Annotated in this window: 10 protein-coding genes; 8 read left to right on the forward strand and 2 right to left on the reverse strand. The window is 43.1% G+C overall.

Annotation, left to right across the window (positions count from 1 at the left end):
- Window positions 1–266: 266 nt before the first annotated feature.
- A complete protein-coding gene (locus tag C1T29_RS03870) occupies window positions 267–656 on the forward strand; it encodes a hypothetical protein (protein ID WP_103750086.1) in 390 nt (129 codons plus the stop codon).
- A gap of 197 nt (window positions 657–853) precedes the next feature.
- On the opposite strand, the gene C1T29_RS03875 is transcribed toward C1T29_RS03870, so the two are convergent.
- Window positions 854–3,331 (reverse strand): tetratricopeptide repeat protein, encoded by a 2,478-nt coding sequence (locus C1T29_RS03875; RefSeq protein WP_103750085.1) that lies wholly within the window; start codon window positions 3,329–3,331, stop codon window positions 854–856.
- Window positions 3,332–3,532: 201 nt separating this feature from the next.
- Between C1T29_RS03875 and gutB the strand changes: the two genes are divergently transcribed.
- From gutB to C1T29_RS03910, 7 genes are all read left to right on the forward strand, one after another.
- Window positions 3,533–4,594: a sorbitol dehydrogenase gene (gutB, locus tag C1T29_RS03880; RefSeq protein ID WP_103750084.1), complete on the forward strand. Its 1,062-nt coding sequence runs from the start codon at window positions 3,533–3,535 to the stop codon at window positions 4,592–4,594.
- Window positions 4,595–4,667: 73 nt separating this feature from the next.
- On the forward strand, window positions 4,668–6,059 hold the full coding sequence (locus C1T29_RS03885) for an MFS transporter (protein ID WP_103750083.1): 1,392 nt from the start codon (window positions 4,668–4,670) through the stop codon (window positions 6,057–6,059).
- Between the two features lie 94 nt (window positions 6,060–6,153).
- Window positions 6,154–7,116 (forward strand): carbohydrate kinase family protein, encoded by a 963-nt coding sequence (locus tag C1T29_RS03890; protein WP_103750082.1) that lies wholly within the window; start codon window positions 6,154–6,156, stop codon window positions 7,114–7,116.
- Window positions 7,117–7,310: 194 nt separating this feature from the next.
- Window positions 7,311–7,994, forward strand: coding sequence for a PspA/IM30 family protein (locus C1T29_RS03895; RefSeq protein WP_103750081.1), 684 nt, complete (start codon window positions 7,311–7,313; stop codon window positions 7,992–7,994).
- A gap of 65 nt (window positions 7,995–8,059) precedes the next feature.
- The gene (locus C1T29_RS03900; RefSeq protein WP_103750080.1) at window positions 8,060–9,085 is read left to right on the forward strand and encodes a TFIIB-type zinc ribbon-containing protein; all 1,026 of its coding nucleotides are present in this window, start codon (window positions 8,060–8,062) and stop codon (window positions 9,083–9,085) included.
- The gene (locus C1T29_RS03905; protein WP_103750079.1) at window positions 9,085–9,852 is read left to right on the forward strand and encodes a TPM domain-containing protein; all 768 of its coding nucleotides are present in this window, start codon (window positions 9,085–9,087) and stop codon (window positions 9,850–9,852) included. Before C1T29_RS03900 ends, C1T29_RS03905 begins: the two co-directional genes overlap by 1 nt.
- A gap of 30 nt (window positions 9,853–9,882) precedes the next feature.
- Window positions 9,883–10,854 carry an SPFH domain-containing protein gene (locus C1T29_RS03910; protein ID WP_103750078.1) on the forward strand — a complete coding sequence of 324 codons (972 nt, stop codon included), beginning with the start codon at window positions 9,883–9,885 and terminating at the stop codon, window positions 10,852–10,854.
- A gap of 46 nt (window positions 10,855–10,900) precedes the next feature.
- Here C1T29_RS03910 and C1T29_RS03915 read toward each other — a convergent pair whose 3' ends face one another.
- A complete protein-coding gene (locus C1T29_RS03915) occupies window positions 10,901–11,926 on the reverse strand; it encodes a potassium channel family protein (RefSeq protein ID WP_103750077.1) in 1,026 nt (341 codons plus the stop codon).
- Window positions 11,927–12,202 lie beyond the last annotated feature (276 nt).

Below are 12,202 nucleotides of genomic sequence, written 5' to 3' on the forward strand. Positions count from 1 at the left end.
TTGTTAATCTTTTATTCGTGAATATGGTTTTATTAGACACCTTGGCAGAGGTTTTATAGATGATACTTCAAATTTTAAGCTTCATTTCAAATAGATTAAAACAAGAAATTTTTCAAAAGAATCTTAATTTGCATTAATATTATTAAATTTCTATCATACTTATTCATTTTTTAGAAGGAAGATATGGAAAAATCCCTATTTTTTAGGCAAATATGTTATTATAATTGAGGATTTAAAATATTAAAAAGAAAAGAGGAATTCTAAAGATGAAAAAGTTAGTAATGACCATGTTTACAGCAGTACTTTTGGGAGTTGCCATTTTCGCAGGTGGGTCAGAAGCATTAGCTATGGATTCGAAAGGTACAATCAAATTTAAAACAGATGCTAATACATATACGAAAAGAGCTACTTCCATTGTGGTTACGGGTACTTTGGCTAGGGATTTAGATAATGGCTTTTCAGTAATTCTATTAAATAACAAAGGTAAAGTAATTGCCAGAAAAGATATTTTGCATAGTATTGGTTCACGTAATTTTCGTGTGAGTTTTTCAACGAAAAATCTTCCTGCAGGTAAGTATGATGTGCAAGTTGGACAGGATTGGGGAGGAAGATATTGGTCAGGTGAACTAAAACATTATATTACAGTACAGCGTTAATACGGCTGTATAAGTATTAACCTCTTGTTGTTAAAAGTTTAACTTTAGAAATTTGTCATTCTGTGAGATATTAATTTTTAAATAAAGGTATCTTAATCAATTTACTGTACTGATAAAGATACCTTTTTATCTTTAAAAACAACAAGGTCATGAGTGTTTTTCAAAGCTCGTACCGCTAGCCGCAATGTAGTTGTCTTTTAAATGAGAATATCCATTTGCTCCACCTCACTCCGAATCCCAATCCCAGGCTCCCAAGAATCAATCAAACGAATCGCTCTCTGATTAGATTCCATCGCTTTCGTTTTCTCTCCTTTACGGTTCAACAGCTGCGCCATTCCGTAGTGATAGTAGATCAGTTCAACTTGATTGGCGTTATGTTTGTCATAGAGCATTTGCTCAAAGGCTTCTTCCGCTTTTTCAAATTGACCACATTTCACGTAAGCGACACCCAGATTGAAATAGGCTTCTATCGTTTTTTCACCGCCGTACGTGGAGCTGATTTCATTTGCGGCTTCGTATAATTGAATGGCTTCTTCATGATGATCTCTCAAAAAGCTTAGGTCTCCGCGAACCAGCAGAACCCTATGTTGAATGGTAGGGGAAATTGATTGATCTTCGATTTCGTTTAAAATAGTCTCTGCTTTTTTCTGTTGTCCGGCTTTTAAAAACAGCCTTGCTTTGAGTGCGTGTCCCCAAACCTTTAAATCATGGGCATCGTGAGCGTCTGATTGTTCCAGAGTCTTCAGTCCGGCCTCTATTTGCTGTAAGGCCCCGTCTAAATCATTGACTTCCATCAGGGCCCAGCCTGCTGTGTCGATTCGGAAGAACGCTTCTCGCGTGTGTTGGCCTATTTGATGGGCGACGTCGGCGGCTTTGCGTCCGTATTCGATTCGCAAGGGCAGGTTGATTCTGCTTAGAAAATGGCTGAAGCGGGTGATGAGTTCGATTAGGATTTCTTTTTGATCGGTTTCGCTTGCCCATTTGATGACCTTTAAGATGTTTGGCCACTCTTGTTTCATATGATCTAAGTTCCGTCCCAGCAGGTAGCTCCAATAGATAGAGTTGGGCTGTTCACGCTTTAAATGGGTTTCGGCATAATCAATATAATAGTGCGCCCAGCGATTGCGGGCTTCTTTTTCATATTCGTGCTGTTCGGACAAATGCTGTTCTCCGTAGGCGACAACGGTTTGGTGCGCCAAGTATTGCGTCCTGCCTTGGCGTCGTTCCGGCTGAATCAGCGCATATGACCGCATTTGTTCCATAGCGTAATGAAAACGGCGGGCGTCTAATCCGGCTGCTGCTGCCAGGCTTTTTTCATCAGGCGGCTTGCTGAAAAAGCAAAGCGTCTGCCATAGCTTTCGCGTATCTTCATTGCATCTATCCCAGGTGCGCCCGAAGAGGAACTCAAACAATTCCAGCAGTGAGTAGCCCGCTTTTCCAAGTTCATGAATCAGTTGCTGAGCGGGTATGTCATCATCTGACATATAGGCGATGCTGAGTGCCATGGCTTTCGGGTTTCCGGCAGTCGCTGAAATGAATTCGTTTTTCAGGCCAGCCGATAGCTGTAACAGCTGCTCCAGCTTTTCCCGTTTATGTGGGAGGTTGCATGTTTGTAAGCATCGGTGCACTTCTTGCTGAAAAAAATCCAAGGCATCTGTTTGGTCAAGGCCGCTCAGCTGAATAGCTGTCATTTCTCCGAAGCTTTCCCGATAGGTTTGTTTTACGTTTTCCCGTGCAGTGAGGAGAACTTTTACGCCTTGCGGAAGGCTTGTGATAAATTCGTGAATGTCACGTTCTGCAGTATCAATGCTGTCAACGATCAGGAGGATCGGTTTTTCTCTAGTGTAATTGGCTAACGCATTGCGGACGACAAACCGTTTTTCATTGATTGATTTATCGATTTGTTCTGTGCGCCCGAGCTGATAGGCGATCGTATTTAAAAAATCGCTAAAGCTCAATCCTTTCCAATCAGCGCTGACCCAAATGATGCTGTTGAATGAGGGCCAATCTGAAGTATCGTCGACACAGGAATAGGCGGCTTCAAGAGCGACTGTGGTTTTACCCATACCGGCCCAGCCGGTGATTAAACAGACTGGTGACGGAGAAAGCATCCATTGCCGTATCGCTTCCATATCAAAGCTACGCCCGATAAAGTGTCCTGACCAGCGTGACGGTAGGTTATGCGTGATTGGCTGCTCTGTAAGCGCATTCGTTTCTTGGTTAGGTCTGTCATGAAAAAGCCGCTTTACTGCTTTTTCTATATCGTCATCATGGGGAGCTCCGAATGACCCGTCTTTTCGCAGTGTTTTCGCTTTTTTCAAACAAGACGCTGCCCATACAGGCAATGCGGGTTTGATGACTGGGATGGTGGTGGTTTCCAGCAGGTCGGTCAACCACTCGATATCCAAGTCGGTCTTTTCGAGAATGATCCAGATCATCCCGAACAGTTTTCCGTCCTCAATTCTCCCGGGAATGTAGTTTACCCCCATCTGTCCGATCCAGCTTTTGATCGTGTTTGGGGAGACTCCCAGCTGGAGTGCGATTTTATCTATGTAAGACTGTCCTGTTTTTTCGTTCTTTTTCCTTCTGACTTTATAATCAGGATGAAGTTTTAGCGTTTTGACGCCAGGTGCCAGCAGTTGTGCAAATTGTTTTCGGTTTTCAAGTTCAGCCATAAGCCTGCACCTCCTATTAGTACTATTTTATCAATTCAGCGTTTTTTGTATATGAAAAAATAAAAGTACAGTGCCGCTGTCCTTTTATACAGCAGGAAAGGCTGTTGAACGTCTTGAAAAGCAGATAAAATGGGGGCAGTAACAGAGAAAACAAAAATGTATGCACTTACATTTTATTTTCTAAAGAAAGGAATTTGCCAAATGACTCACACAGTACCTCAGAACATGAAAGCGGCTGTTATGCACAACACAAGAGAAATCAAAATCGAAACAGTACCTGTGCCTGACATCAATCATGATGAAGTGTTGATTCAGGTGATGGCTGTCGGAATTTGCGGATCAGATCTGCATTACTATACAAATGGCCGAATCGGCAACTATGTAGTGGAAAAACCATTTATCCTAGGCCATGAATGTGCAGGTGAAATTGCCGCTGTCGGATCATCTGTCGATCAATTCAAGGTGGGAGACCGCGTCGCTGTAGAGCCGGGTGTTACGTGCGGACGCTGTGAGGCGTGCAAGGAAGGGCGCTATAATCTTTGCCCGGATGTACAGTTTTTGGCTACACCGCCGGTAGACGGCGCGTTTGTCCAATATATCAAAATGCGGCAGGACTTTGTTTTCTCTATCCCAGACTCACTTTCTTATGAAGATGCTGCTTTGATCGAGCCGTTTTCTGTCGGCATTCATGCGGCGGCAAGAACGAAGCTGCAGCCCGGATCAACAATTGCGATTATGGGGATGGGCCCTGTTGGGTTAATGGCCGTTGCCGCAGCTAAAGCATTTGGGGCAGGCAGAATTATCGTCACGGACTTAGAGCCGCTGCGGTTAGAGGCCGCGAAAAAAATGGGAGCGACTCATGCCATTAATATCCGTGAACAGGATGCGCTTGAAGAGATTAAGACGATCACGAATGAAAAAGGCGTTGATGTTGCTTGGGAAACAGCGGGGAATCCAGCGGCACTGCAAACTGCACTGGCTTCTGTGCGCCGGGGCGGAAAATTGGCGATTGTCGGTTTGCCTTCACAAAACGAGATTCCGCTCAATGTGCCGTTTATTGCGGATAACGAGATTGATATTTACGGGATCTTCCGTTATGCCAATACGTATCCGAAGGGAATCGAATTTCTCGCTTCCGGCATTGTGGACACGAAGCATCTTATAACGGACCAATATTCACTGGAGCAGACACAAGAGGCGATGGAGCGGGCGCTTCAATTTAAGAATGAATGTTTAAAAGTGATGGTGTATCCAAATCGCTGAGTGAACAGGGAGGATCTTTGTATTCTCCCTCTTGTGTACTGGAAATGAAAACGGATTCTTGGGGTGGGAAATGATGATTGAAACAGAAAAAGTAACGGCAATGAAAGTGAAGCATCAGTCAAAATCCAGCACCGGACTGTCCTGGTTTGAACGAATCGGCTATGGATTCGGCGATATGTCGTATAATATTATCTTTCAGTTTGTAAACGCATACTTATTATTTTATTATACAGACGTCGGCGGCATTCAGCCTGCGGTGATCGCAACTTTGTTTCTTGTTGTGCGTGTGCTGGATGCTATTTTTGACCCGATCATGGGATTGATTTTAGATAAAACGAATACAAGGTGGGGAAAAGCAAGGCCATATTTGCTGTGGGTGGCATTTCCTTTTGCGCTATTCACATTCTTATGTTTCACGACGCCTCATTTCGGTGAGACCGGGAATATGGTATATGCGTACGTCACCTATATTCTGCTTGGGATGTCCTTTAGTATGCAAACAATCCCGGTGAACAGCCTAACGGGGCGGATGACGAATTCTGTGGAGGAACGGACGGTTCTAACCACAACCCGGATGATTTTGGTGTATATCGGAATTCTTTTATCCATTTCCTGTGCGACACCGCTTGCAACTGCTATCGGAGGAGAGGATCAGGCGTTTGGATTTCAAATGACTGCGCTCATCTACGCGGCGGTCAGCATTGTTTTGAATCTATTCAGTTTCTTTACTGTACGGGAGCGGATTCAGCCTAAAAAGAGAAAAAAACAAGGGATCAAAAAGACATTATCCGTTTTATTCCGAAACAAACCTTTGATTATGCTAATTTCATCATTTTTAGCTTTTGCGATCGGGTTTAATATTAAGCTCAGCACGATGGTGTATTATTTTACGTATAACGTAAACCATAAAGAATTTGTGTTTATGGGAACCGTTTTATTTTTCGGGGCAGCGCTGATCAGCAATTTGTTTATTCCTTTCTTTTCTGAGAAGTGGGGAAGAAAACAAGTCATGATTATCACGGCGGCTCTATCGCTTATTTCTTATGCCGGCCTGCATTTTACGCCGTATTCTTCCATTACACTCATTTTCATTTGGCTTTTTGCATCGGGATTTTTCACAACGCCTTTAAATACGCTTGCTTGGGGAATGGTTGCGGATTGTGTCGATTATGCGGAATGGAAAACGGGAATTCGCGCGGATGGTGTGGTGATTTCGAGCATGAGCTTTATTAATAAGCTGGGTGTGGCGTTAGCCGGATCATTTTCGGCCATTTATTTAGGAATCGCCGGGTATGTGGCGAATGCAGACCAGACAGTTGCGTCATTGAATGCGATTAAAAACATGAATGCTTTGATTCCGGGATTTTTCATTTTGCTTTCTATTATTCTCATCGCCTTCTATCCTTTAACGGAAAAAAGATATAAGCATATCATCTCTGAGCTGGAGCAAAGGTCTGCGAAATAAATATATGTAAAATTTTCAATATTCAATGTTGTATTTATAGCAGAAAGTAATATACTGAGACTATAATCTAGACTTTATAAATGAGTGTGATAATATGCGTAGTCAATCTGTTGTTTGTATTGGAGAATTGTTAATTGATTTCTTTTGTACCGATGTTGACGTTGATTTAATGGACGGGCGCCAATTCTTGAAAAGTGCCGGCGGTGCACCGGCGAATGTGTCAGCAGCGATTGCCAAGCTGGGCGGAGACGCCGCTTTCAGCGGAAAAGTAGGCAAGGATCCGTTTGGGTATTTTCTGAAGCGCACATTGGACGCTGTACATGTCGATACCTCTATGCTGGTGATGGATGAGAAAGCGCCTACAACACTTGCTTTTGTTTCATTAAAACAAAATGGGGAGCGTGACTTTGTTTTTAATAGAGGCGCGGACGCTTTGTTTACGCTGGAGGATATTGACCAGGAAAAAGTAAACGAAGCGAAAATCCTTCATTTCGGCTCTGCAACGGCGCTGTTATCAGATCCATTTTGCTCAGCTTATTTACGGCTGATGGCGATTGCGAAGGATAATGGACAGTTTATCTCGTTTGACCCTAATTATCGTGAAGATTTATGGAAGGGAAGAGACTCAGAGTTTGTAAGTGTCGCGAAAAAAGCGATCGCTGTAAGTGATTTTGTGAAAGTCAGTGACGAGGAGCTTGAGATTATCAGCGGTGTGAAGGATCATGAAAAGGGAGTTGCGATCCTTCATGAGATCGGAGCCAAGATTGTCGTTGTGACCCTTGGGAAAAGCGGAACGCTTCTTTCCAATGGAAAAGACCGTGAAATCATTCCAAGCATTCCGGTGACATCAATCGACTCAACAGGAGCGGGAGATGCTTTTGTCGGTGCGGCTTTATATCAATTGGCAAACACGGACCATATTCAATCTGTAGAAACAGATTTTGCGAAGCTGCGTGAGATTGTGGCGTTTGCCAATAAGGTCGGAGCGCTTGTGTGCACTAAAATTGGAGCGATTGATGCACTGCCAAGCATGGATGAAATTGAAGTTTCTTTGTAAATCATTGAAGGTGTTTCTTAAAAGTCTTTGGACTTTTGGGGGCACCTTTTTTTATTGCTTACATTTTTGTTCAGGTAAAAAGTTGTATATTTTCCGTTTGGAATGTCATTTTTTATTAAAAAAGTGAAACTTTTAACGATAATAAATAGTATATGTAACAAGGGTCATCGAATAGCTTTAGGAGGAACGATATAATGAGTATAATTGGAAGATTTAAAGATATTATGTCTGCGAATATCAATGCTTTATTGGACAAGGCTGAAAATCCGGAGAAAATGGTAGATCAATATTTAAGAAACATGAATAGCGATTTGGCTAAGGTTAAGGCAGAAACAGCAGCTGTTATGGCTGAGGAGCAGAGAGCAAAAAGAGAATATCACGAGTGCCAGGCAGATATGGAAAAGATGGAAAGCTATGCAATGAAGGTGCTGCAAGCCGGGAATGAGGGCGATGCGAGAAAGTTCCTTGAAAGAAAAACATCTTTGGAATCAAAGCTTTCTGAGCTGCAGACGGCGAATCAAATTGCTGCAACCAATGCCGCACAGATGAGAAAGATGCATGACAAACTGGTATCTGACATTGGAGAGCTGGAAGCACGCAAAAATATGATCAAGGCGAAGTGGGCAGTAGCGAAAACGCAAGAAAGAATGAACAAACTGGGCGCTTCTGTTTCGAGTACAAGCCAATCAATGTCTGCATTCGGCCGAATGGAGGACAAAGTAAATAAGGCGCTTGATCAGGCCAATGCAATGGCTGAACTGAACAGCGCTCCGCAGGATGATATGGCTGATCTGACTGCAAAGTATGACACTGGCGGTTCAAGCCAGGTTGATGATGAGCTTGCTGCGTTAAAAGCGAAAATGATGCTCGATAAATAATACATAGGATGCCGCAGCTTTCGGCTGCGGCGCTATTTTATCATAAGATGTGAGAGGGAATGGTAATGATAATATCTTATAAGTGTCCGAACTGCGGCAGTGATATGGCATTTGACAGTGAAACCGGCTCGTTATCCTGCGGCAGCTGCGGAAGACAGGACAATATTGAAAGCCTTCCGAGAGAAAACATTGCGGCGCGGTTTTCTGAAGACGAGGCAAAAGAATATCAATGTGAAAACTGCGGCGCCGTTTTGATCACGGAAGCTGAAACGACAGCAACGACGTGCAGCTTCTGCGGGGGTGCTGCAATACTTGCCGATCGTTTATCAGGACATTTGGCACCGGCGAAAGTCATCCCATTTACAATCAGCAAGCAAGAAGCCGAACAGGCATTTCGAAAGTGGTGCAAAAAAGGGCTTCTGACACCAAGAGGTTTCATGTCTGCTGATCGAATTAAAAGCATCACCGGCATGTATATTCCGTTTTGGATGTTTGATTTAAATAGTGAAGTACAGGTGAGAGCAAACTGTACCAGAGTCCACCAGTATGAAGAAGGGGATTATATATGCACAGAAACAGAGCATTTTGAAGCGTTTCGTGATATCAATCTCGATTATTTGAAAATTCCTGTTGATGCCTCAGAAAAAATGAATGATGAGTTAATGGATAAGTTGGAGCCATATTCATACGATCAGCTGAAGGACTTTCAAACGGCATATTTGGCCGGCTATATTGCGGAAAAGTACAATTATACCGATGAGGAGCTTTTTCCAAGGGCAAAAGAGAAAATAAGCAGTTATATAGATTCATACATCCATTCTACTTTTTCCGGATATACGTCAGTCAATGTGAGGGACAAACATATTCACACGAAAAATGTGAACAGCTTTTACGTTTTGCTTCCCGTTTGGATGGTCAGTTACGATTATGAAAGAGCGGAGCATATCTTTGCGATGAACGGGCAAACAGGTAAGGTCGTCGGAAAGCCGCCGATCAGTTCAGGAAAAGTAGCGGCATGGTTTAGCGGAATAGCAGGCGGGACATTTCTTGCATTGAAGCTCGTCTCATTGATGATGGGAGGCGGATTTTGATGCGGGGATTTTTCGGGAAAGCGATCTTTGTTGTGCTGGCGGTTTTCATCATAATGCCTTTACTGGGGATCGAAGCGGCAAGAGCTTCTGAATCACAGCAGCATGTGTATGACCATGCCCATCTATTATCAAAAACAGAAATCGAAAAACTTGAATCTCTCTCGGCAGAGCTGGGTGCAAAGAGAGACACTGATTTCATCATTATTACGACAAAAGGCACAAATGGTGAAGATATTGCCGATTATGCCGGCGATTTTTATGATCGTTACGGAAAAGGCAGTACAGCTATTTTAACGATTGATATGGCGGATAGAGAAGTATTCATCTCGGGCTACCAAAAAGCTGAAAAGTATTTGGACAACAGCAGGCTAAACAGCATCAGAAATACGATTTCATCTGATTTATCCAATGAAAATTATTTCAAAGCTTTTGAGACATATATTCAGCTTTCCTATAAAGATATGGGCATAAAACCGGGAATCAATCCCGACAACATATTCTTCACATGGTGGTTTCAGCTGATTGCTGCCATCGCAGTCGGGGGAATTGCGGTTTCAATTATGCTTTATCAGGCGGGCGGCAAAGTAACGGTTAATGGGAATACATATATGGATCAGCGTACGTCTGATGTGATTGATCAATACGACACTTATATCAGAACGACTGTAACAAGAGAAAGAAAACCATCAAATGATAAAGACAGCGGCAGCGATGGCGGTGTGACGAAAGGCGGCACGTCATACAGTGGAAGCCGGGGCAGTTTCTAGTAGTAGAAAATAGAGAAGGGAAGAGGTAACATGTCGTTTTTCAGAAACCAATTAGCAAATGTAATAGAGTGGGAAGAATTTAGAGATGATATGATTTTTTATAAATGGAACAATCGTGAAATCAAAAAAGGGAGCCGTTTAATCATTCGTCCCGGACAGGATGCTGTCTTTTTGAACAATGGGCGGGTTGAAGGGGTTTTTCAAGATGATGGCGATTATGATATTGAATCAGAAATTATTCCATTCCTTTCAACGTTAAAGGGCTTTAAGTTTGGTTTTAACAGCGGCATGCGCGCCGAGGTGCTGTTTGTCAATACGAAGGAATTTACCGTAAGATGGGGAACAAAACAGGCGATAAATATTCCGGCAGCGGGAATGCCTGGCGGGATGCCCATTCGCGCAAACGGCACATTTAATTTCAAGGTGCAGGACTATATCAGCCTGATTGATAAAATCGCTGGCGTGAAGGATCAATATTATGTAGAGGATATTAAAACCCGTATCACTTCTATTCTGGACCAGCTTCTCATGAAGTGGATCACAAGAGAAGGGAAAGATATGTTTAATCTTCAAGCAAACGCTTTTGATATTGCTAAGGGAATTCAAGAGGACTTAGATATGCAATTAATAAGTGACGGGATGACGGTCACTGGTTTTCAAATCATGAGCTTTAATTATCCTCAAGAGGTTCAGGATATGATAACAAAGAACGCTTCCTACGGTATGGTTGGGGATGTGAACAGATACCAGCAAATATCGATGACGGATGGAATGGCATCCGGAAAGATGAGCGGAGGCGGAGCGGCTTCGGATATGGCAGGAATGATGATGGGAATGAATATGGCCAATCAGGTGATGAATCAAATGAATCAGAGTCAGCAGGCACAGTCATCAGGCCCACAGTCAACTGGCAGCGGAAGCAAACCGAATTTCTGTCCAAACTGCGGAACAAAAACGGGCGAAGCCAATTTTTGTCCGAATTGCGGCCAGAAGCTTGTATAAGAATCATACAGTGAAAAGTCCCGAGTGATCAGCACTCGGGACTTTTTTATTTAGGAGAATATGCGTTATCTATTGCTTGCTCCTGAACAGGCCATTTTCGAGCACCCGCCTGGACAATTCCCAGCAGCAATTGACGACGTTCCTTTATTGAATTGACGGCAATTTGAAATGTTTGCTTAGATAAAGCCGGTATGCCTGATTGTTGAAGCTTTGAGATGTCTGGTTCCGGCGGCGCTTGTTCTGCAGGATGGATATAGGCAGTATGAACGGTATCCAGGTAGTTTTTGATACTCGAGCGCGCCTCTTTAATGTGAAGCTGATTTGGCTGATATTGTTCAGGAATACCGTATTTGAAAATGGTTAGAGCCTCATCCAATACAGCAACAGCTATAATGGAGGATTCCTGATGCTGCGTGCTGTGGTAAAAATGAAGGATGGGGAAGGCGTTATGCTGAGCGGTCAGCTTTCCCAGCTCTGATGAGGCAGTGGCAAGAAGGAAATCAATGTCGTGAAAATCCTTGCCGTTCCATGCATTCTGGACGATTTCTGTTCCGTCATGCCCTAGACTTAATACACTTTGGGCAAAGGAGCGCTTTTGATTAACTGCACTCAAGACCGAAATCAAATACGTGACAGAAAACGTGATGGTAAGCAATCCTTGAGCTGTTTCAATCACCGTGACAAGCTTCCATAGGCCTCCGTTTGGTGCGAGATCGCCATTTCCTAAAGTAAACATGACATAGCCGGAAAAATAAATTCGGTCTGACCAGGAAGCCGGCTCTTTCGATTGAACTTCCACAAGTGAATGAGGGTCGCTCGAGAAAATCAGCACCCATCCGCTCCAAAATAGACTGATCCATATCACTAACGTCAGGCATAACAGCAGTGGACCTGCCATACTCAGAACCTTTGCGTGGTCTCCGCTGATTTTGCGGCAGCCTTTCCACAGCCAAGCAGACAGGCATCTTGTGATCGGGCCTGCACCGCTCTCTAACCATAACGTGGTCCATAAAAAATCAATCATCCCCGCTGTCAATAATAAAAGGCCTGCAATGATATAACCCTCATTCATTTTTTTTTGCCTCCCTTAAGCCAGCCTCCTTTTATTTTCTTTTCTATTTCCTTTTATCTTGAGTCTGAAACAATTGACCGAATGTTTGATTTTAGATGAAGTTAACCAACACTTACTCATTTATCGATATGAACAGAAAATCACAGAGATTTTGACTTAATTCACACATTTTCCGTTCGTTTTCCCCTTGAATTAGTGATTTTCCTTTTGTTACTAAATAAGACCATAATTGGCGCGATAAATCGAACTCGGTGTTCACTTCTAACGCTTTACTGA

The sequence above is a fragment of the Bacillus sp. MBGLi79 genome (genome assembly GCF_002953915.1).

Bases quoted from the DNA above. Each gene is read 5' to 3' on its own strand.
- C1T29_RS03875 (WP_103750085.1), bottom strand. From the start codon at position 3,331: ATGGCTGAACTTGAAAACCGAAAACAATTTGCACAACTGCTGGCACCT.
- C1T29_RS03915 (WP_103750077.1), bottom strand. From the start codon at position 11,926: ATGAATGAGGGTTATATCATTGCAGGCCTTTTATTATTGACAGCGGGG.
- gutB (WP_103750084.1), top strand. From the start codon at position 3,533: ATGACTCACACAGTACCTCAGAACATGAAAGCGGCTGTTATGCACAAC.
- C1T29_RS03895 (WP_103750081.1), top strand. From the start codon at position 7,311: ATGAGTATAATTGGAAGATTTAAAGATATTATGTCTGCGAATATCAAT.
- C1T29_RS03905 (WP_103750079.1), top strand. From the start codon at position 9,085: ATGCGGGGATTTTTCGGGAAAGCGATCTTTGTTGTGCTGGCGGTTTTC.
- C1T29_RS03900 (WP_103750080.1), top strand. From the start codon at position 8,060: ATGATAATATCTTATAAGTGTCCGAACTGCGGCAGTGATATGGCATTT.
- C1T29_RS03890 (WP_103750082.1), top strand. From the start codon at position 6,154: ATGCGTAGTCAATCTGTTGTTTGTATTGGAGAATTGTTAATTGATTTC.
- C1T29_RS03910 (WP_103750078.1), top strand. From the start codon at position 9,883: ATGTCGTTTTTCAGAAACCAATTAGCAAATGTAATAGAGTGGGAAGAA.
- C1T29_RS03870 (WP_103750086.1), top strand. From the start codon at position 267: ATGAAAAAGTTAGTAATGACCATGTTTACAGCAGTACTTTTGGGAGTT.
- C1T29_RS03885 (WP_103750083.1), top strand. From the start codon at position 4,668: ATGATTGAAACAGAAAAAGTAACGGCAATGAAAGTGAAGCATCAGTCA.